This window comes from Alcaligenes sp. EGD-AK7, assembly GCF_000465875.3.
GTDB classification, from domain to species: domain Bacteria; phylum Pseudomonadota; class Gammaproteobacteria; order Burkholderiales; family Burkholderiaceae_B; genus Alcaligenes; species Alcaligenes phenolicus.
This window is the reverse complement of record NZ_AVOG02000011.1, coordinates 1-21,844: the sequence shown is the minus strand read 5'-3', so window position 1 is coordinate 21,844 and position 21,844 is coordinate 1. Positions and strand designations below refer to the sequence as shown.

The 21,844-nt window shown below is 55.3% G+C and carries 17 protein-coding genes and 1 tRNA gene; 6 read left to right on the top strand and 12 right to left on the bottom strand.

Annotated features, from left to right (window positions below; translation table 11 throughout):
* Positions 1-89: 89 nt before the first annotated feature.
* From fusA to rpsL, 3 genes are all read right to left on the bottom strand, one after another.
* On the bottom strand, positions 90-2,192 hold the full coding sequence (fusA, locus tag N879_RS08620) for an elongation factor G (protein WP_009464203.1): 2,103 nt from the start codon (positions 2,190-2,192) through the stop codon (positions 90-92).
* A 17-nt stretch (positions 2,193-2,209) separates the two neighbouring features.
* Complete coding sequence (rpsG, locus tag N879_RS08615) at positions 2,210-2,680, bottom strand: 30S ribosomal protein S7 (RefSeq protein WP_003800875.1); 471 nt, start codon at positions 2,678-2,680, stop codon at positions 2,210-2,212.
* 139 nt (positions 2,681-2,819) lie between these two features.
* Positions 2,820-3,191: a 30S ribosomal protein S12 gene (gene rpsL, locus N879_RS08610; RefSeq protein ID WP_003800872.1), complete on the bottom strand. Its 372-nt coding sequence runs from the start codon at positions 3,189-3,191 to the stop codon at positions 2,820-2,822.
* Between the two features lie 420 nt (positions 3,192-3,611).
* On the opposite strand from rpsL, the gene N879_RS08605 reads away from it, so the two are divergent.
* From N879_RS08605 to azu, 6 genes are all read left to right on the top strand, one after another.
* A complete protein-coding gene (locus N879_RS08605) occupies positions 3,612-4,316 on the top strand; it encodes a response regulator transcription factor (protein WP_009464199.1) in 705 nt (234 codons plus the stop codon).
* 5 nt (positions 4,317-4,321) lie between these two features.
* Positions 4,322-5,416 (top strand): FecR family protein, encoded by a 1,095-nt coding sequence (locus tag N879_RS08600; protein WP_009464197.1) that lies wholly within the window; start codon positions 4,322-4,324, stop codon positions 5,414-5,416.
* A gap of 16 nt (positions 5,417-5,432) precedes the next feature.
* Positions 5,433-7,400, top strand: coding sequence for a CHASE2 domain-containing protein (locus N879_RS08595; RefSeq protein ID WP_082453632.1), 1,968 nt, complete (start codon positions 5,433-5,435; stop codon positions 7,398-7,400).
* A complete protein-coding gene (locus tag N879_RS08590) occupies positions 7,390-8,184 on the top strand; it encodes an AraC family transcriptional regulator (RefSeq protein WP_009464193.1) in 795 nt (264 codons plus the stop codon). The genes N879_RS08595 and N879_RS08590 overlap by 11 nt, the downstream gene beginning before the upstream one ends.
* Positions 8,185-8,258: 74 nt before the next feature.
* Positions 8,259-8,894 carry a LysE family translocator gene (locus N879_RS08585; RefSeq protein ID WP_009464190.1) on the top strand — a complete coding sequence of 212 codons (636 nt, stop codon included), beginning with the start codon at positions 8,259-8,261 and terminating at the stop codon, positions 8,892-8,894.
* A gap of 255 nt (positions 8,895-9,149) precedes the next feature.
* Positions 9,150-9,596: an azurin gene (gene azu, locus N879_RS08580; protein WP_009464188.1), complete on the top strand. Its 447-nt coding sequence runs from the start codon at positions 9,150-9,152 to the stop codon at positions 9,594-9,596.
* A 156-nt stretch (positions 9,597-9,752) separates the two neighbouring features.
* On the opposite strand, the gene rpoC is transcribed toward azu, so the two are convergent.
* The 9 genes from rpoC to N879_RS08535 form a co-directional block, all read right to left on the bottom strand.
* On the bottom strand, positions 9,753-14,015 hold the full coding sequence (gene rpoC / locus N879_RS08575; RefSeq protein WP_022983338.1) for a DNA-directed RNA polymerase subunit beta': 4,263 nt from the start codon (positions 14,013-14,015) through the stop codon (positions 9,753-9,755).
* The gene (gene rpoB, locus N879_RS08570) at positions 14,015-18,127 is read right to left on the bottom strand and encodes a DNA-directed RNA polymerase subunit beta (RefSeq protein ID WP_022983337.1); all 4,113 of its coding nucleotides are present in this window, start codon (positions 18,125-18,127) and stop codon (positions 14,015-14,017) included. The genes rpoC and rpoB overlap by 1 nt, the downstream gene beginning before the upstream one ends.
* 162 nt (positions 18,128-18,289) lie before the next feature.
* Positions 18,290-18,667 (bottom strand): 50S ribosomal protein L7/L12, encoded by a 378-nt coding sequence (gene rplL / locus N879_RS08565; protein WP_003800851.1) that lies wholly within the window; start codon positions 18,665-18,667, stop codon positions 18,290-18,292.
* 79 nt (positions 18,668-18,746) lie between these two features.
* A complete protein-coding gene (gene rplJ / locus N879_RS08560; RefSeq protein WP_009464320.1) occupies positions 18,747-19,271 on the bottom strand; it encodes a 50S ribosomal protein L10 in 525 nt (174 codons plus the stop codon).
* A 233-nt stretch (positions 19,272-19,504) separates the two neighbouring features.
* Entirely contained in the window at positions 19,505-20,200 is a 696-nt protein-coding gene (gene rplA / locus N879_RS08555; RefSeq protein WP_009464321.1) for a 50S ribosomal protein L1, read from the bottom strand.
* Positions 20,201-20,203: 3 nt separating this feature from the next.
* Positions 20,204-20,638: a 50S ribosomal protein L11 gene (rplK, locus tag N879_RS08550; protein WP_009464323.1), complete on the bottom strand. Its 435-nt coding sequence runs from the start codon at positions 20,636-20,638 to the stop codon at positions 20,204-20,206.
* Positions 20,639-20,705: 67 nt separating this feature from the next.
* Positions 20,706-21,239, bottom strand: coding sequence for a transcription termination/antitermination protein NusG (gene nusG, locus N879_RS08545; RefSeq protein ID WP_009464325.1), 534 nt, complete (start codon positions 21,237-21,239; stop codon positions 20,706-20,708).
* 9 nt (positions 21,240-21,248) lie between these two features.
* On the bottom strand, positions 21,249-21,629 hold the full coding sequence (gene secE / locus N879_RS08540) for a preprotein translocase subunit SecE (RefSeq protein WP_009464327.1): 381 nt from the start codon (positions 21,627-21,629) through the stop codon (positions 21,249-21,251).
* A 45-nt stretch (positions 21,630-21,674) separates the two neighbouring features.
* Positions 21,675-21,750, bottom strand: a tRNA-Trp gene (locus N879_RS08535).
* Between the last annotated feature and the right edge of the window lie 94 nt (positions 21,751-21,844).

The following is a 21,844-nucleotide window of genomic DNA, read 5'->3' as shown; positions in this document are numbered from 1 at the left end:
ACCTTTTGCCATGATTTATCCCAATTATGTTTTACAGGAAAACAAAAAAATTGTTGAGCAGCCCGCCATAGGGCGGGCTGATATTGCTATTACTTACCGCGAGCGCTGATCACTTCGTCAGCCACGTTCTTTGGAGCTTCAGCATATTGCTTGAATTCCATCGTGTACGTAGCGCGACCTTGTGTTTGCGAACGCAGGCTGGTCGAGTAACCGAACATCTCGGCCAGAGGAACCTCGGCCTTGATGACCTTGCCACCACCAACCATATCGTCCATACCCTGAACCATACCGCGACGGGAGGACAAGTCACCCATCACTGTACCGGCGTATTCCTCAGGGGTTTCAACTTCTACAGCCATGGTCGGCTCCAGCAGAACTGGGGCAGCCTTGCGCATACCATCCTTGAAGGCCATCGAAGCGGCCATACGGAAGGCGTTTTCGTTCGAGTCCACATCGTGGTACGAACCGAAGAACAGCGTAGCCTTGACGTCAACCACTGGGTAGCCAGCGACCACACCTGCGGACAGGGTTTCGCGAATACCTTTTTCAACGGCAGGAATGAATTCGCGAGGAACCACACCGCCCTTGATGGCGTCAACGAACTCAAAGCCACCGCCTGCTTCCAGGGGCTCCAGCTTGAGGACAACGTGACCGTACTGACCACGACCACCGGACTGTTTGACGAATTTACCTTCGATTTCGTCGCAAGTCTTGCGGATGGTTTCGCGGTAAGCCACTTGTGGTTTACCCACGTTGGCTTCCACGCCGAATTCACGGCGCATGCGGTCTACCAGAACTTCCAGGTGCAGCTCGCCCATACCGGAAATAATGGTCTGGCCGGATTCTTCGTCGCTGCTGACGCGGAAAGAAGGATCTTCCTGAGCCAGACGGGACAAGGCCACGCCCATTTTTTCCTGGTCGGACTTGGTTTTTGGTTCCACAGCCTGCGAAATCACGGGCTCTGGGAACTCCATGCGTTCCAGAATGATGTGCTGACCGGCGTCACACAGGGTTTCACCTGTGGTCACGTCTTTCAGACCCACCACGGAAGCGATGTCACCAGCAACCAGTTCTTTCAGCTCGGCACGGTTGTTTGCGTGCATCTGCAAGATACGGCCGATACGCTCTTTCTTGCCCTTGATAGGGTTGTAGACCGTGTCGCCCGAACGCAGAACGCCCGAGTAAACGCGTACGAAAGTCAATTGACCAACAAAGGGGTCAGTCATCAGCTTGAACGCCAGAGCGGACATTGGCTCTTCGTCGCTGGCTTTACGATGAATGACTTCACCGTCATCGTCCGTACCTTCGACAGGTGGAATATCCACTGGCGATGGCAGGTAATCGATCACGGCGTCCAGCATGCGCTGTACACCCTTGTTCTTGAACGCGGTACCGCACAGCATTGGCTGAATTTCGCAGGCAATGGTACGTGTACGCAGACCCAGGTTGATGTCCTCTTCGGAGAGGTCACCGTTTTCCAGGTACTTGTTCATCAGGTCTTCGCTGGCTTCAGCAGCCGACTCGACCATTTTTTCACGCCATTCTTCAGCCGAAGCTTGCAGCTCGGCAGGAATGTCGGTGTATTCAAACTTCACGCCGTTGCTGGCTTGATCCCAGATGATTGCTTTCATCTTGATCAGGTCAACCACGCCTTGGAAATCTTCTTCAGCGCCGATCGGGATAACGACAGGCACGGGGTGGGCTTTCAGACGCAGCTTGAGCTGGTCGTAAACCTTGAAGAAGTTAGCGCCAGTACGGTCCATCTTGTTGATGAAAGCCAGACGAGGCACACCGTATTTGTTGGCTTGACGCCATACGGTTTCCGACTGAGGCTGAACACCACCCACCGCGCAGTACACCATGCAAGCGCCGTCCAGCACGCGCATGGAACGCTCAACTTCAATAGTGAAGTCAACGTGGCCGGGGGTATCAATGATGTTGATACGGTGTTCTGGGTAATTGCCCGCCATACCACGCCAGAAAGCAGTGGTAGCAGCCGAGGTAATGGTGATCCCGCGCTCTTGCTCTTGCTCCATCCAGTCCATGGTGGCCGAACCTTCGTGGGTTTCGCCCAGTTTGTGGTTCACACCGGTGTAGAACAGGATGCGCTCGGTAGTGGTCGTTTTCCCGGCGTCGATGTGAGCCGAGATACCGATGTTGCGATAGCGCTGAATAGGGGTTTTGCGGGCCATGGTTATATGTCCTCAGATTACCAACGGAAATGGCTGAATGCTTTGTTAGCATCGGCCATCTTGTGCGTGTCTTCACGCTTTTTCATTGCACCGCCACGGCCTTCAGCCGCATCGGACAATTCGCCGGCCAGGCGCAAGTCCATCGATTTTTCACCGCGCTTTTTAGCGGCTTCACGCACCCAGCGCATGGCCAGAGCCAAACGACGCACGGGACGCACTTCGACAGGTACCTGGTAGTTAGCGCCACCAACACGGCGGCTCTTCACTTCAACAACAGGTTTTACATTATTGATGGCAGCATTAAACACTTCGAGCGGATCTTTGCCGGTTTTCTGCGCAATTTGTTCCAGCGCGCCATAAACAATACGTTCGGCAACAGCTTTCTTGCCGGACAGCATGACCACGTTCATGAACTTGGCCAGCTCAACGCTGCCAAATTTCGGGTCAGGTAGGATTTCACGTTTGGGTACTTCGCGACGGCGAGGCATTTTTATTTCCTTGTGACTATTCAGTTGAACCGCTTTTCGCGGTCTCGGTCATTCATGACAAATGACCACTTACCTACCATGGCACTCAGGCCACGGTTGCACGGATCCAGACCAGGGAACTGATCAATGGATACATGGATTACTTGGGACGCTTGGCGCCGTACTTGGAGCGGGCTTGTTTACGATCCTTGACGCCTTGCAGGTCAAGAGCACCGCGAACAATGTGGTAACGCACACCTGGCAAGTCTTTAACACGACCACCACGGACGAGAACGACCGAGTGCTCTTGCAGGTTGTGGCCTTCACCACCGATGTAAGAAATGACTTCGAAGCCGTTGGTCAGACGCACTTTGGCGACTTTACGCAGAGCGGAGTTAGGCTTCTTGGGGGTCGTGGTGTATACACGGGTGCAAACACCGCGGCGTTGTGGGCAGTTCTCGAGCGCAGGGCTCTTGCTGCTAACGCGGCTGACTTCGCGCGGTTTACGCACGAGCTGGCTAATGGTTGGCATGACCTTTACGTATCCTATAACGTACTTTACGTACTGGTTGACGTATATGTTTTGAAAAACGCCGTCCAGTTGGCGGGTGTTGAAACCCTGGACCGGAAGCGGCATTGCGCAATACCACTCCCCATAAAACACGAAAAAGAGCGGTCTTGCACATGGCTTGGGCTTGATTTCAAGCACTAAAAAAGTGCCCGCAGCCCCTAAATTCAGGGCTGCCATCAAATTACTGCAAGGTGTACCGGCAAAGGATCCTTAAAGTAAGCTCTAAAATTTACCACAGTAAACCCTTATAGGTCAACGATTTGGACACCAATCCGGCAGTTTCCCGTTGTCACGGCACACGCATGGAAGCACTTGGTCACTCGCTATCTACATATCGTTATACTGCAGGGCTATTGCACTTCTGCGACAAGGACAATACCCATGATCATCGCTTCCCTGGAAGACGACCTCGTCCAGGCTGAACTGATTGCCCGGATCCTGACCGAGGCTGGCTATGAATGTCGCTCCTTTCATCAAGGAAAGGACCTGCTGGCCGCTCTGGCCAAGCCACATAATTTCGGTTTATTGCTACTGGACTGGGAACTGCCGGACGTCAGCGGCCTGGATGTGTTGCGTTGGGTTCGCACCACACTGGGCCATGCCCTGCCCGTCATATTCCTGACCAGCCGTACCCAGGAAGAGGATCTGGTCACGGGTTTGCAGGCCGGAGCCGACGACTATATTAATAAGCCCGTACGCAAGGGAGAGCTGGTTGCGCGCGTCAATGCCGCTGTGCGCCGTCTGGATCTGAGCACCTCGGCCACTCAGGACAGCCGCTTTTCGTTTGCAGGCTACGACATCTTTCCTGAACAAGGCCATATTGTGCTGAACGGTGAAACCGTTACCCTGGCGCCCAAAGAATTTGAGTTGGCCCTTTTACTGTTTCGCAACCCCGGCCGCCTGTTCTCGCGTGATGTTTTAAGCTCCGCGGTCTGGAACCGGGAAATTCCGGCCACCTCCCGTACGCTGGACACTCATCTGTCCAACATACGCCGTAAACTCCAGTTGCGACCCGAGAACGGGGTACGCCTGACGGCGTCTTACGCCCTGGGCTATCGCCTTGAACTTTTGACCGACCCTAGCTGATTTCTATGATTACTTTGCGTATCGCCGCGCCTCTCGTTTGCGGCCTGATTTGGGGTGGCGTCGTGTCAGCCCAACCTTCTGGCGCCCGCGGCGAAAATTTTGTCTATAAAGTGCTGGCCGGTGACACCTTGCTGGGCATCTCCCAGACCTATACCCGCCAGGACCGCAACTGGTCCGAAATTCAGCGACTGAACGCGGTGGCCGATCCCTACCGTCTACCTATCGGCAAAGAACTGCACATTCCATTTCGCATGATTCCGGAAGTGCCCGCCCCCGCCCGTATCACTCACCAGACCGGCCAAATTCTTGTGAACGGTCAAGCACTGGGTGCAGGAACGACTCATTTGCAAGAAGGCGACCTGATCCGAACGGGCAGCAATGGCTACCTGACGCTGGAGTTGCAAGACGGCAGCCAACTGAGCGTACCCGCACAGGCATCCTTGAGCGTGGCCCGCATGCGTGCCTTTGAAGGCACCGGCCTGACCGACTCGATCATCGCTCTGGACGATGGCGACGTGGAATCACGCGTTTCCCCGGAAAAAACCGGCGTAGGTCGCTTTGAAGTCCGCACCCCTGTCAGCATTACCGGTGTCCGTGGCACCGAATTGCGTGTGCGTACTCAACAAGGCGTGGCTCACAGCGAAGTGCTGGAAGGCCGCGCTGAATTGGGAACCCAGCAACGCAGCACCCCCACCGCCCTGAAGCAGAATCAAGGGGCCGCTGTAGGCACAGATGGCAATATCATGGCGCTGGAGCCATTGTTGCCCGCTCCGCAGATCTCCACGCCCGAGCGTCGCGGTGGCCAATGGAACAGCACGATTCAGGTCGTGCCCGGTGCCCAGGCCTATCTGGTCCAGACCTCTACCGACCCGCAAGGTGCCAAGCTGCTGTCGCGTAACATTACGACAGATACGGATATTCAGTTCGGTGCCTCGCGCCCTGGCACGTACTACGTTACCGTTCGTGCCATTGACCGCCATGGTCTGATGGGCCCGGACACGATCGAAAGCTTTGAAGGCGCAGCCAGCCTGACCAGCTCGGATGGCCAAGCCGTGGTCAGCAATTTTGGCGATCCAATCCTGCTGTCTCAGTTCGAGTAGCTAAACGGCGTACGGCATGAGCAGCCCGGCCCCCAGAAACAGCAAGCTACTCTCTGACCGGATTCGGAAAGAGTGGCATCTGGTTTCGGGCTTGCTGATGCTGCTGACCTTATTGTTCAGCTCCCTGCGTGACGACTTCGCGCTGGGCAAGCTGAACAACCTGATTTACGACTTCACCATGGCAGCCGCTCTTCCACAGGCTGCGCCCCCGGATATTGTCATTGTCGCCATCGACGACTACAGCATCGCCAACCTAGGCTTTTGGCCTTGGCGACGCATCAACCATGCCCAACTGCTAGGCCGTCTCGAACAGGCTCGTGCTGTCGGCATCGATCTGGTTTTTCAGGAACCCAACCCGGCTTACCCCGATGATGACCTGACTCTATCCGAGGCCATACATCATCACGGACGCGTTGTGCTGCCAATGATCTATGACACTCAGCGGCAGGCCGTGCATACCGCCATTCCCGTGCTCAGCCAGGCAGCCAAGGCGTCGGGCTACATCAATATCGAACCTGATTCAGATGGGGTAGTGCGCCGTGTCGCCCTGCAGCAGACGACCCCCTTGGGCCGTGTGCTGCCGCACTTCACGATTGCCATGTTGATGACAGGCGGAGATGTGGATCTGGCCCTGCAAGCTCTGGACTCCAGTCAGAAAGACATTCCCCACATTCCCTTTCTGGGCCGCAGCGGTCACTTTCGGACCGTGCCTTACTTCAATGTCCTGAACGGCGATATTCCGCCCTCTTTCTTCAAGGACAAGTATGTGCTGGTGGGAGCCTGGGGCAGTGGACTGGGCGATACCTTTCCTACCCCTTTGTCCAAAGCCGGCATGAGTAGCATGTCGGGCGTTGAGATCCTGGCCAATACCTTGCAAGCCGTACGCAGCAATCATTGGGTACGCACCCCACCAGCTTGGTTCATTGCGCTGGCCAGTTGCCTGCCAGTCCTGCTGGCATGTCAGGTTCTGATCTATCTGTCGCCACGCGCCACCTTGCTGAGCCTGATCGGGCTGGTCTTTGCGATCCTGCTGGTGAACTGGATCGCCATGCATGGCTTCAATCTGTGGATTCCGCCACTGGCCAGCCTGATCACTGTTCTGTTGGCCTACCCGCTATGGCACTGGCGTAGTCAGGAGGCTGCCCTGAATCAGGTGACCGAAGAACTGAACAAGCTGCAGCTGGAATACCCCGACGTCAGAACTGCTTTGAACGAGCGCCTATCGGGCTTAAGTACACGTAACCTGCCTCATCGTCTGACCCAGCTGCATAAATCCATCAATCTATTGCGCCAGGCTCAGACCAAGCGTGAAGAGACTTTGCGCTTCATTTCGCATGATATGCGGGCGCCCCAGAACTCCATCCTGGCACTAACGAGCTTGCAACGTCAGGATGACAGCAAGCTGCCGCCAGATCAGTTTCTGCACAAGATGGAAGGCTATGCCGAACAAACGCTGGAACTGGTGGACAACTTCATCAGTCTGGCACGGGCCGAAGCCATGGAAATGGTACTGAGCCCGCTGAACCTGTTTGATTTGCTGGCAGACTGTCTGGATGACGCTTGGGCCAGCGCCAGCAAGCGCTCTATCAGCCTGAACTTGAACGACTCGGAGCTGGTCTGGGTGAACGGCAATGCGCCCATGCTGCGCCGCGCCTTTACCAACCTGATTCAAAACGCCATCAAGTACGGACCGGATGGCAACCAGATTGATATAGACCTTGTGCTGGGCAACAACAGCGTTCAGGTATTCATCAAAGATCAGGGCTGGGGAATTCCGGCAGAAAATCAGGCGACGATTTTTGAGCCTTATCATCGAGCCCACGAGAATACCGAAGGTGCACCTTCGGGTAGCGGACTAGGTTTGGCCTTTGTGAAAACCGTGATCAACAAACACGGCGGGGATATTGTCCTGGACAGCACGCGTGAGCAAGGCTGTACCTTTATCGTCTCCCTGGCCACGATTGCTATCTCCGATGAAGACTGAATTCTGGCGCGATGCCGCCCTGCCCTATGTAGAAAGCCGACGTGCCTGCAACAGCCGGATCTGCTATCAGGAACACAGCCACCCCACCTACTCGATTGGCGCCGTTGATGGCGGTGGCAGCGTCTTTACGGGCGCACCCGACGGCCCGGTCCAGCTTGCACCAGGCTCTCTGGTCTTTGTCCCTGCGCACCGCAGCCATGCCTGCAATCCTTTGCCAGATCAGTCCTGGAGCTATCAGATGCTGCATCTGGATGCGGGGTGGCTGGAGCAGCTTTGGCAGGAAAGTACAGAGTTCAGACTTCAAGTCCAGGAGCCCATCCGCGTTAGTCACGAGCCGCTGCTTTATGCAGCCTACTGTGACTTGAACTCGCTCTTGTTTTCAGCCGCTCCTCTACTGAGCAAAGAAGCAGCCCTGATCGACTTTTTGCTGCACCACGGCTCAACCCAATCCCAGCCTTTGGCACCCGCTCCCCCACCTAGCCCCATCTTGCAGAAAACCCTGGATCGCTGGGTTGAAGGCCAATTAGCCACTATCCCCCTGCACGAACTGGCCCAGGAAACCGGCTTTAGCCGCTACCAGCTGATTCGCGCCTTTCGTCGCCATACCGGCCTGACTCCACAGCGCTGGCAATTGAACCAACGTATCAATTTGGCCCGAAACGCCCTGCGCCAAGGTGACGAGCTGGCTGATATTGCCTATCGCCTGGGCTTTGCCGACCAAAGTCATTTTCAGCGTGTCTTCAAGCACTACACCGGTGTCACTCCGGGCCAGTACCGCAGCTAAAGCGCGCGCACTTTTATTCAATACGGCACCCACGCTTCTGGTCACACTGCAGTTTTGCTCCTGGACGTACCGCCGTGTCCTTGTTCTTGCTGATCGCCAGCACCCATTTCCTGGCCCTGCTTTCCCCCGGCCCCGATTTTTTCCTGATCGCCCGCAGCACCCTGGCCTATGGGCGCTGGGTCGCAAGCGGAGCCTGTGCCGGTGTCGCCCTGGCCAATGGCCTGTACATCAGCCTGGCACTAACGGGCTTTGCCCGGATAAGCACTGGCAGCCCTCTCTTTGTGCTGCTACAGGGCGCTGGAGGGCTGTATTTACTGTATTTGGGCGTGAAATTCCTGCACGTAGCCCATCACACTACTGGGCAAAGGATCAAGGCCTCTGAAGCCTCTACAGGCGGCTGGTGGCATCACGCTCTGCTTGGCCTGCTCTCGGGGCTGCTGAATCCCAAGAACGCCTTGTTTTACGCCAGCCTGGCTTCCGTACTGGCCAGTAGCCGCGCTGGTACGGGCCTGCATATCTTGCTGGGTCTGTGGATGTTTTTAATTGTTTTACTCTGGGACTTGTTCATCACCGTTCTGATCGGGCACCCGCTCTGGCAGCAGCGTATACAAAAGCACTTGCCACGTATCGAACAGCTCTGTGGCCTGCTGTTGTGCCTGATTGCCGCTGCCGCCCTCTTCAACGTGGCTCAACACTTGGTCACAAACTAAACATCCCGAAAAGTGAAACCTGATCTGCACCGCCGTCAAGCTCCCTGAAGGTGATAGAGTGAGGCTGTTAGAGCCACATCAAACGATGGGAAAACAAATCATTTACGGTCTCGGACGCGGCGATATAAGCCGGTAAAATAGTCCGGGTCTTTGTTTTGTTAAGCACCTTGAGTGCGCTACAGTCTATGCTGTAAGACCGGAACAACACCCCCGTGTCCCGTTCCTTTTTTTGTCAGTTTTCAAGGAGTTACTAGAATGTTTGCCAAAATCGCTTTCACAGCCGTTCTTGGATTGGCCAGCGTGCCTGCTTTTGCTGCTTGCGACGTTACCATCGAAGGCAATGACTCCATGCAGTTCAACACCAAGAGCATCGTTGTTGACAAGACATGCAAGGAATTCACAATCAACCTGAAACATACTGGCAAGCTGCCTAAAGCAGCCATGGGCCACAACGTCGTTATCTCGAAGAAAGCCGATGAAAGCGCTGTTGCTACCGATGGCATGAAAGCCGGTCTGGACAACAACTACGTTAAAGCCGGTGACGAGCGCGTGATCGCTCACACTGACGTGATCGGCGGCGGTGAAAGCACCTCCGTAACCTTTGACGTCTCCAAGCTGAAAGAAGGCGAAGACTACGCATTCTTCTGCTCCTTCCCAGGTCACTGGAGCATCATGACTGGCGAAATCAAGCTGGGTAGCTAAGCACATCCGCTTGTAGCCGCCAGGCGGCCATAAAAAATCCCCACGTGGCCTGGCCATGTGGGGATTTTTTTTAGCTCGAGCTATCTGGTTTTAACCAACTACCTGAAGGTAGCGGCCCACCCTGGATAAACAGGGTGGGGAACCACTAAGTCTTGCTTATTCCTGATCGCCCTCTGGGGCTGCAGGTTGCTGCTCGGGCTCGGAGGCACCGGACACAAAGACCGGGTCTTCCGAAGGCTCAGGAGCCGACGCAAACGGGTTTTCCAGTTCACGGGCTGCTTTGCGCTCTGCCACTTCAAAGGCTTCTTTTTCCTTGCGGGCGGAATGGAAGGCCATACCGGTACCAGCAGGAATCAGACGACCCACGATCACGTTTTCTTTCAGACCACGCAGATCGTCGGTTTTGCCCATGATGGCCGCTTCAGTCAACACGCGGGTGGTTTCCTGGAAGGAAGCCGCCGAGATGAAGGAGTCGGTCGACAGCGAGGCCTTGGTAATACCCAGCAGCACGTTTTCGTACGTAGCTGGAATACCGTTTTCGGCCAGAACGCGATCGTTCTCGTTCAACAGTTCGGAGCGTTCAACCTGTTCACCCGTGATGAAGTTGGTATCACCGGCATCCACAATGTTCACGCGGCGCAGCATCTGACGAACAATCACTTCAATGTGCTTGTCGTTGATCTTCACACCCTGCAGACGGTAAACGTCCTGCACTTCGTTAACAATGTAGTTGGCCAGCTTCTCGATACCTTTCAAGCGCAGGATGTCGTGCGGATCGGCTGGGCCGTCCACAATCATCTCGCCCTTGTTCACCACTTGACCGTCGTGAGCCAGAACCTGTTTTTCCTTCGGAATCAGGAACTCGTGGCTGACGCCGTCCAGGTCGGTAATGACCAGACGCTGTTTGCCCTTGGTGTCCTTACCGAAGGAAACCGTACCCGTAACTTCGGCCAGCAGGCCGGCGTCCTTGGGCGAACGAGCTTCGAACAGTTCGGCCACACGTGGCAGACCACCGGTAATGTCTCGAGTCTTTTGCGATTCCTGGGGAATACGCGCCAGAATCTCACCCACGGACACTTGCTGACCGTCGCGAACGGTAATCAACGCGCCCACCGGGAAGGAGATATTGACCATGTGATCGGTACCAGCGATCTTGATCTCCTGACCTTGCTCGTTCAGCAGCTTGATCTGAGGACGCATGGTGATCTTGCCACCACGTGTCTTGGGAGTGATCACAACCAGAGTCGACAGACCGGTCACTTCGTCCACCTGACGAGCCACGGTCACGCCTTCTTCGATGTTCTCGAAGCGAACGGTACCGGTGTACTCGGACACGATAGGACGGGTCAGCGGATCCCAGCTTGCCAGACGCTGGCCAGCCTTGATGGCTTCACCATCGCCCACCGTAATGGTGGCACCGTAAGGCACTTTGTGGCGTTCACGTTCACGACGGTTGTCGTCAAAAATGACGATTTCACCGGAACGGGAGATCGCAACGCGTTCGCCCTTGGCGTTGGTCACATAACGCAGACCAATTTCAAAACCGACCGTACCAGCCGTCTTGGTTTCCACCGAGCTTGCCAGCGCTGCACGCGAAGCCGCACCACCAATGTGGAACGTACGCATGGTCAGCTGGGTACCCGGTTCACCGATGGACTGAGCAGCGATAACACCGATGGCTTCACCACGGTTAACCAGCATACCGCGGCCCAGATCGCGACCGTAGCAGCTTGCGCACAAGCCGTGACGGGTTTCGCAAGTCAGCGGAGTGCGGATCTTGACTTCATCAATACCCAGATTGTCGATCAGGTCGACCAGGTCCTCGTTCAGCAAGGTGCCGGCGGGGATAACCAGTTCCTGATTGTCAGGGTTGACGATGTCGGTCGAGGCCACACGGCCCAGAATCAGATCGCGCAGGGGCTCGATAACCTCACCACCATCCAGGATGGCTTTCATGGTGTAGCCGCCCTTGGTACCGCAATCGTCTTCGGTAATGACCAGATCTTGAGTCACGTCGACCAGACGACGAGTCAGGTAACCGGAGTTAGCCGTCTTCAAGGCCGTGTCGGCCAGACCCTTACGAGCACCGTGAGTCGAAATAAAGTACTGCAGTACGTTCAGACCTTCACGGAAGTTCGCGGTAATAGGCGTTTCAATAATGGAGCCATCAGGCTTGGCCATCAGACCACGCATACCAGCCAGCTGACGAATCTGTGCAGCCGAACCACGAGCACCGGAGTCCGCCATCATGTAGATGGAGTTGAAGGACTCTTGACGTACTTCTTCACCAAAACGGTTGATCACTGGCTCGGAAGCCAGCTGTTCCATCATGGCCTTACCCACGCGGTCACCGGCTTTGCCCCAGATGTCCACTACGTTGTTGTAGCGTTCCTGAGCGGTCACCAGACCCGAGGAGTACTGCTTGTCAATTTCTTTAACTTCGTTGCTAGCCTGAGCCAGGATGCTTTCCTTGACGACAGGCACAACCATGTCATTCATGGCGATGGAAATACCACCACGAGTTGCCAGACGGAAACCGGACTGCATCAACTTGTCGGCAAAAATCACGGTGGCACGCAGGCCGCAGCGACGGAAGGACTGGTTGATCAGACGCGAAATTTCTTTCTTCTTCAACGCACGGTTCAGTGCGGTAAAAGGCATGCCCTTGGGCAGAATTTCTGACAGCAAGGCACGGCCAGCAGTCGTTTCGTAACGCTTGATGGTCTTGACCCACTCACCGTCTTCGCCCTTCTCGAATTCTTCGATACGGACGGTCAGACGAGTTTGCAGCTCGACTTCCTTGTTGTCGTAGGCGCGCTGAACTTCAGCCACGTCGGCCATGAACAAGCCTTCGCCCTTGCCGTTTACCAGTTCGCGGGTCGCATAGTACAGACCCAACACGATATCCTGGGAAGGAACGATGGATGGTTCGCCGTTGGCGGGGAACAGCACGTTGTTGGAGGCCAGCATCAAAGTGCGCGCTTCCAGCTGGGCTTCCAGCGACAGCGGCACGTGAACGGCCATCTGGTCACCGTCAAAGTCAGCGTTAAAGGCGGCACACACCAGAGGGTGCAGCTGAATCGCTTTACCTTCGATCAGGACCGGTTCAAAAGCCTGAATACCCAAACGGTGCAGCGTAGGCGCACGGTTCAGCATCACGGGATGCTCGCGGATCACCTCTTCGAGGATGTCCCACACCACCGGTTCCTGGCTTTCCACCAACTTCTTGGCTGCCTTGATGGTCGTAGCCAGACCCATCAATTCCAGACGGTTGAAGATGAAGGGCTTGAACAGCTCCAGCGCCATCAGTTTGGGCAGACCGCACTGGTGCAGCTTCAACTGAGGACCCACCACAATCACGGAACGACCGGAGTAGTCCACGCGCTTGCCCAGCAGGTTCTGACGGAAACGACCGCTCTTGCCCTTGATCATGTCGGCCAGGGACTTCAGTTGACGCTTGTTGGCGCCGGTCATGGCTTTACCGCGACGACCGTTATCCAGCAAGGAGTCCACGGACTCTTGCAGCATACGTTTTTCGTTGCGCAAGATGATGTCCGGTGCCTTCAGTTCCAGCAGACGCTTCAAACGGTTATTACGGTTGATAACGCGGCGGTACAGATCGTTCAGGTCGGAAGTCGCAAAGCGGCCGCCGTCCAGTGGTACCAGCGGACGCAGGTCCGGTGGCAGCACGGGCAGCACTTCCATGATCATCCAGTCTGGCTTGATGCCGGATTTCTGGAAGCCTTCCAGCACTTTCAAACGCTTGGAGATCTTCTTGATCTTGGCATCCGAGCCGGTGGCTTTCAGTTCGGCACGCAGGCGCTCGACTTCGCGATCGATGTCGATCGTACGCAGCAGTTCGCGCACCGCTTCCGCGCCCATCAGGGCGTGGAAGTCGTCACCGTACTCTTCAGTCTTGGCCAGGAAATCGTCATCGGACATGATCTGACCGCGCTTGAGCGGGGTCATGCCAGGTTCGATTACGCACCATGCTTCAAAGTACAGCACGCGCTCGATGTCACGCAGTGTCATGTCCAGCACCATGCCCAGACGGGATGGCAGGCTCTTCAGGAACCAGATGTGAGCAACCGGGCAGGCCAGTTCAATGTGACCCATACGCTCGCGACGCACCTTGGAGACGGTGACTTCAACGCCACACTTCTCGCAGATGACGCCACGGTGCTTCAGGCGCTTGTACTTGCCGCACAGACATTCGTAGTCCTTGATGGGACCAAAAATCTTGGCGCAGAACAGACCATCGCGCTCGGGTTTGAACGTGCGATAGTTGATGGTCTCTGGCTTGCGGACTTCACCGAAAGACCAGGACCGGATTTTCTCGGGCGAGGCGATGCCGATCTTGATGGCATCGAACTGCTCGTCCTGAGTGACTTGTTTAAAGAGATCGAGTAGCGCTTTCATTATTTACGCTCCAAATCCATGTCCAGGGACAAGGAACGGATTTCCTTGACCAGAACGTTAAAGGACTCCGGCATACCGGCGTCGATCACGTGGTCACCCTTGACAATATTCTCGTAGACCTTGGTACGGCCGGCGATGTCGTCGGATTTAACCGTGAGCATTTCCTGCAGGGTGTAGGCGGCGCCATACGCTTCCAGCGCCCAGACTTCCATCTCCCCGAAACGCTGACCACCGAACTGCGCCTTACCACCCAGCGGCTGCTGAGTAACCAGGGAGTACGGACCTGTCGAACGAGCGTGCATCTTGTCATCGACCAGGTGATGCAGCTTCAGGTAGTGCATGTAGCCTACGGTGACCATACGCTCAAAGGCTTCGCCGGTACGACCGTCAAACAGGCGAACCTGCGTGCGGTGTGGTGCCAGCTGCAGTTTTTCGGCGATGTCGTCAGGGTAGGCCAGACGCAACATCTGGTCGATTTCCTGCTCGGTTGCACCGTCGAACACTGGCGTAGCCAATGGCAGACCTTTCTGCAAGTTGGTGGCCATGTTCATGACTTCGTCGTCAGTCAACTCGTTGATGCGAGTCTTCTTGCCGGCAGTGTTGTAGACCTTGTCCAGGAACGCGCGCAGTTCGGAAACCTGCACGTTCTTTTCTTCTTGCATCATGTCGTTGATGCGGTGGCCAATACCCTTGGCAGCCCAACCCAGGTGAACTTCCAGAACCTGACCCACGTTCATACGCGAAGGCACGCCCAGCGGGTTCAGAACGATGTCCACAGGGGTACCGTCAGCCATGTGCGGCATGTCTTCCACGGGAACGATGCGGGAAACCACACCCTTGTTACCGTGACGGCCAGCCATCTTGTCACCAGGCTGCAGACGACGCTTAACAGCCAGGTAAACCTTGACCATCTTCAGCACGCCAGGAGGCAACTCGTCGCCTTGGGTGAGCTTCTTGCGCTTTTCTTCAAAAGCCAAGTCGAACTGGTGACGCTTTTGCTCCAAGGATTCCTTGGTGTGCTCCAGCACCAGTGCGTGTTGCTCGTCAGCCAGACGAATGTCGAACCACTGCCAGCGATCCAGATCGTTCAGGTAGTCAGCGGTCAGCTCGGTGCCCTTGGGCAGCTTGCGTGGACCACCGTTGACGGTTTTGCCGACCAGGAACTTCAAGGCACGGTCAAAGGCGTCGTCTTCAACGATTTGCAGCTGGTCGTTCAGGTCCTGACGGTAGCGACGCAGTTCATCATCAATGATGGACTGAGCACGCTTGTCACGCTCGATACCTTCACGGGTAAAGACTTGAACGTCGATCACCGTACCGACCATGCCCGAAGGCACGCGCAGGGAGGTGTCTTTAACGTCAGAGGCTTTTTCACCAAAAATGGCGCGCAGCAGCTTTTCTTCCGGAGTCAGCTGAGTTTCACCCTTGGGTGTCACTTTACCGACCAGCACGTCGTCGGCACGCACTTCGGCACCGATGTACACAATGCCGGAATCGTCCAGACGGTTCAGCTGAATTTCGGACAGGTTGCTGATATCGCGGGTGATATCCTCAGGTCCCAGCTTCGTGTCACGGGCAACAACCGTCAACTCTTCGATGTGAACCGACGTGTAACGATCGTCAGCCACGACCTTCTCGGAGATCAGAATCGAGTCCTCGAAGTTGTAGCCGTTCCAGGGCATGAAGGCGATCAGCATGTTCTGACCCAGAGCCAATTCGCCCAGGTCAGTCGATGCGCCGTCAGCCAGCACGTCACCACGAGCCACGATATCGCCACGTTTGACGATAGGACGCTGGTTGATGTTGGTGTTCTGGTTGGAACGGGTGTACTTGGTCATGTTGTAGATATCTACACCGACCTCGCCAGCCACGTTCTCGTCATCGTGTACGCGAATAACCACGCGCTGTGCGTCAACGTCTACAACCACACCGCCACGACGGGCCTGTACGGTGGTACCCGAGTCAACAGCAACAGTACGTTCGATACCGGTACCGACCAAAGGCTTCTCAGGGCGCAGGCACGGAACTGCCTGACGCTGCATGTTGGCGCCCATCAGTGCTCGGTTGGCGTCATCGTGCTCCAGGAACGGAATCAGCGAAGCAGCCACAGACACGATCTGCGAAGGAGCAACGTCCATGTAATGGATGTTCTCTGGCGCAGTCATCATGGTTTCGCCAGCTTCACGGCAGGCAACCAGATCGTCAGCAAAGGCACCGTCTTCGGTCAACTCGGCGTTAGCCTGAGCGATGACGTAATTGCTTTCTTCAATAGCCGACAGGTAATCGATCTGTTCACTGACCTTGCCGTCAACAATCTTGCGGTAAGGCGTTTCCAGGAAACCGTACTCGTTCAGACGAGCGTACAGCGCCATGGAGTTGATCAGACCAATGTTTGGACCTTCAGGCGTTTCAATCGGGCACACGCGACCGTAGTGGGTTGGATGCACGTCGCGCACCTCAAAGCCCGCACGTTCACGAGTCAGACCACCAGGGCCCAGTGCCGAAACACGACGCTTGTGCGTGATCTCGGACAGCGGGTTGGTTTGGTCCATAAATTGCGACAGCTGGCTGGAACCGAAGAACTCCTTGACAGCCGCAGAGATGGGCTTGGAGTTGATCAGATCGTGCGGCATCAGGTTTTCGGTCTCGGCCTGGCCCAGACGTTCCTTGACAGCACGTTCCACACGCACCAGACCGGCGCGGAACTGGTTTTCGGCCAATTCGCCCACGCAACGAACACGACGGTTACCCAGGTGATCGATATCATCGATCTGACCGCGGCCGTTACGCAGATTCACCAGCACCTGAATGGTGTCCAGGATGTCTTCGTCGGTCAGGGTCATGGGACCTTCAATGCTGTCACCGCGGCCCAGACGGCTGTTCACCTTCATGCGACCCACGCGCGACAAGTCGTAGGACTCTTCGCTGTAGAACAGACGGTTGAACAAAGCCTCAACCGCTTCTTCGGTTGGTGGCTCGCCGGGACGCATCATGCGATAGATCGCGATGCGGGCAGCATTGGAATCCGCTGTTTCGTCCGTGCGCAGGGTCAGGGAGATAAAGCCGCCCTGATCCAGTTCGTTGACGTACAGGGTCTCGAAATCACGCACATTGGCTGCGCGCATTTCAGCCAGAATGGATTCGGTAATTTCGTCGTTGGCGTTGGCAATCACCTCGCCGGTTTCGGCGTTGATGATGTTCTTGGCCAGCACACGACCCAGAAGGAAATCTTCCGGGATGGAAATGTATTCGATCTTGGCTGCTTGCAGGTCGCGCAAATGCTTGGCATTGATACGCTTGTCCTTTTCAACCAGTACGCGACCATCACGGTCGGTAATGTCGAAACGGGCAACCTCGCCCTTCCAGTGTTCTGGAACGAATTGCAGCTTGCCACCTTCCTGGTGCAGTTCGATGTGATCGAACTCGAAGAAGTGGGCCAGGATCTGTTCTGGCGTCAGGCCAATGGCCTTCAGCAAGATAGTCACAGGCATCTTGCGACGACGGTCGATACGGAAGAACAGAATGTCCTTGGGATCGAACTCGAAGTCCAGCCAGGAACCACGGTAAGGAATCACGCGAGCCGAGAACAGCAACTTGCCCGAGCTGTGCGTTTTACCGCGGTCGTGTTCAAAGAACACGCCGGGGGAACGGTGCAGCTGGGAAACGATGACTCGTTCGGTACCGTTGATCACAAAAGAGCCGTTATCAGTCATCAGGGGCATTTCGCCCATGTAGACTTCTTGCTCTTTTACTTCCTTGACGGTAGGCTTGCTCACCTCGCGGTCCATAAGGACCAGACGAACCTTCGCCCGCAAGGGGGAAGCATAGGTCAAACCACGAAGTTGACACTCTTTGACGTCGAACACCGGCTCGCCGAGCGTATAGCTCACGAACTCTAGCCGCGCCATTTGGTTATGGCTTACTATTGGAAATATGGAACTGAAAGCTTCCTGCAAGCCTTCAACCTTACGCTGAGAAGGCAGCGTGTCCTTCTGCAAGAAGGTTCTGAAAGAATGCAGCTGGGTAGCCAACAGGTAAGGAACCTGCTGTACGTCTTCACGTTTGGCGAAGCTCTTGCGTATGCGCTTTTTTTCGGTGTACGAATAAGGCATGAGCACTCCGACTCAAGGGTTACACGGACCGTCAACCACGGCCCTGGTTTACGACTCTAAAAAACCCGACTTTCTACAATACTAATTAAAAATCATGGGTTTTCTGGAAACGCAAAAGCCCGGGAAGGCTTGAAACGCATTCCCGGGCATCTATCGATACTCTTACTTGAGCTCGATCTTGGCGCCAGCTTCTTCCAGCTTCTTCTGAGCGTCTTCAGCATCAGCTTTGGACAAGCCTTCTTTAACAGCCTTAGGAGCACCGTCAACCAGGTCTTTGGCTTCTTTCAGGCCCAGACCGGTGATTTCGCGCACGACTTTAATGACGCTAACTTTGTTTGCGCCAACGTCAGCCAGGAACACGGTGAATTCGGTTTGCTCTTCAGCGGCAGCAGCAGCGCCACCAGCAGCAGGAGCTGCAACAGCAACAGCGGCGGCAGCAGCCGACACACCGAATTTTTCTTCCATTTCTTTGATCAGCTCGGACAGTTCGAGCACGGACATTGCGCCGATGGCGTCAAGGATTTCAGCTTTAGTAGCCATTTTTAAGAACTCCAGATATTAGGTAAATGCCAGGTTTGGTTGTCGTTCGCAACGACGAAGTTTCCTGAAGGAAAACTGCTTACGCAGCTTCTTTCTGATCGCGCACAGCCGCCAGGCCGCGAACAAACTTGGTGGGAACTTCGTTAAGCGTACGCACAAAAGTAGCGATAGGTGCTTGCATGGTGCCCAGCAGTTTCGCCAGCAATTCTTCGCGCGAGGGCATTGTGGCCAGAGCCTTAACACCATCAGCATTCAGAACGCTATTGGGCAGCGCACCACCCATGATGACCAATTTGTCATTGGTCTTGGCAAAATCTGCAACGACTTTCGCCGCAGCAACGGGATCTTCACTGATGGCGTACATCAGAGGACCCACGAGCTGGCTGGAGATACCGTCAAACGAGGTACCTGCCAACGAACGACGAACCAGGGTGTTTTTCAACACACGCAGGTAGACGCCAGACTCACGCGCTTTTTTGCGCAATACGGTAGCAGAAGCGACGTCCAGACCACGGTACTCGGCGATAATGATCGATTGGGCCTTTGCCAGTTCGGCAGTGACTTCTTCGATGACTACCGCTTTCTCTTCACGATTGAGACTCACGGTTGAACACTCCTTCAAACGATGTCGGGAAGGCTTCCCAACATCAACCGAATGCGGCGCACCTGGACGAGTTCTATAACGAATTCTTCCACGGGCGCCGTCTACGTTGGATGGGACGTTCTGCCCCGATTAAGCAGTGAGATGACAAGTCAGCCAACTGCTCCAACGGTCTTTGACAGCAGTGACCCTGTAAACAGGATCACAGCCCAAAGTTCTTTTTTTCTAACTGTTGATTAAACAGTCAGAGATGCAATTTCAACACGTGCACCGCCACCCATGGTGGAGGACACGGCAACCTTGCGCAGGTAAACACCCTTGGCAGCGGCTGGACGAGCCTTGTTCAAGGCGTCAACCAAAGCAGCCAGGTTGGTCTGCAGCTGTTCAACGTTGAACGAAGCGCGGCCAATGGTGCTGTGAATGATACCGGCCTTGTCGGTACGGTATTGAACTTGACCAGCCTTGGCGTTCTTAACAGCCGTAGCAACGTCAGGAGTCACAGTACCAACCTTGGGGTTTGGCATCAGGCCGCGAGGCCCCAGAACCTGACCCAGGGTACCAACGACACGCATGGTGTCAGGCGAAGCGATCACAACGTCAAAGTCCATTTGACCGGCTTTGATTTGCTCAGCCAGGTCGTCCAGACCAACGATGTCAGCACCAGCTTCACGAGCGGCGTCGGCTTTTTCGCCTTGGGCGAAAACGGCAACACGCACGGTTTTACCGGTACCAGCAGGCAGAACCACGGAGCCACGGACCAGTTGGTCGGACTTACGAGGATCGATGCCCAGCTGAACAGCGATATCGATGGATTCGTCGAACTTGGCAGTGGCAGTATCTTTCACCAGGGCCAGAGCTTCGGCCACAGGGTAGAACTTGTTGCGGTCGATCTTGGCAGCAATAGCGGCTGCGCGTTTGCTTACTTTAGCCATGACTTACACCACCCCTTCAACGTTGATGCCCATGCTGCGAGCGCTACCAGCGATGGTACGCACAGCGGCGTCCAGATCGGCAGCGGTCAGGTCGGGTTGTTTGGTCTTGGCGATTTCTTCAGCCTGAGCGCGGGTCAGCGTACCGACTTTATCCACGTTAGGACGTGCAGAACCGGATTTGATACCAGCAGCCTTTTTGATCAGGATGGTTGCTGGAGGAGTCTTCATGATGAACGTGAAGCTCTTGTCAGCAAAAGCGGTGATCACCACAGGAATTGGCAGACCGGGTTCCAGACCCTGTGTCTGGGCGTTGAACGCCTTGCAGAATTCCATGATGTTCAGACCGCGCTGACCCAGCGCTGGACCGATTGGAGGGGATGGGTTTGCCTTACCAGCTGGGACTTGCAGCTTGATAAAGCCGACGATTTTCTTCGCCATGCTTAGCTCCTTGCGGGTGATGACGCCTGGCACATGATGCGACAGGCTTCCCGGGGGTTGTAATTAATCAGGTCTTTTCGACTTGATCGAAATCGAGTTCAACGGGGGTGGCGCGACCGAAAATAGTAACGGTGACACGAACCTTGTTTTTCTCGTAGTTAACTTCTTCGACGTTACCGTTAAAGTCTGCAAACGGACCGTCCTTGACGCGTACCAGTTCGCCAACCTCGAACAGCACTTTGTGCCGTGGCTTCTCAACGCCCTCTTCCATTTGCGACAGGATTTTTTCCACTTCGCGCTCGGAGATGGGAGCGGGACGGTTACCGGAACCGCCCAAAAAGCCGGTGACTCGCGGCGTACTTTTTACCAAGTGCCAGGTTTCGTCGGTCAAGGCCATCTCGACCAGAACGTAACCAGGGTAAATACGTCGCTCTGTAATTGATTTCTTGCCGTTCTTTACTTCAACGACTTCTTCCGATGGAACCAGAATGCGACCAAACGCTTCTTGGAGATCAGCGCGTTCAATGCGCTCCACCAGAGCCTTGTGCACGCTTTTTTCCATGCCGGAATAAACGTGAACCACATACCAGCGTTTGCTCATGTGTGCCCTTTATTTCCAGCCCAGCAACAGGCCATAAATGATCCAGCCGAGCCCTTTGTCAATCAGCCACAACAAGATGGCCATAACGGCAACAAACACAAAGACGATACCCGTCATTTGCGTTGCTTCTTTACGGGATGGCCAGTGAACGCGACGCACTTCCGTGTAGGCATCACGAGAAAAAGCGACCAGGCGGCGGCCTGTATCGCTAAACCAGATGATCAATACGGCGACGATTAAGCTGGCAACAAATACCCCAGCGCGAACCAGTGAATTTTGGCCATCCAGAACGGAATAGCCAACAATACCGGCGGCGACGACTAGGACCGCTAGGCCCAGCTTGATGCGCTCGGAACCTCGGTTAACGGTTTCTACGTTGGTATTCGACATATTCCGACGAGTGACGCCACGCGAGGTGGTGGCGAGTGACTGTGGTGGCAGGGGCAGAAGGAATCGAACCCTCAACCTTCGGTTTTGGAGACCGACGCTCTGCCAATTGAGCTATACCCCTATACCTTGACAAACCGTAGCGCGCTACTTTGCTACGTTTGGCTTTTAGGCAAAAGAGGATATTAACCTCTTTCGCCCAAAATTACTACTCTTTT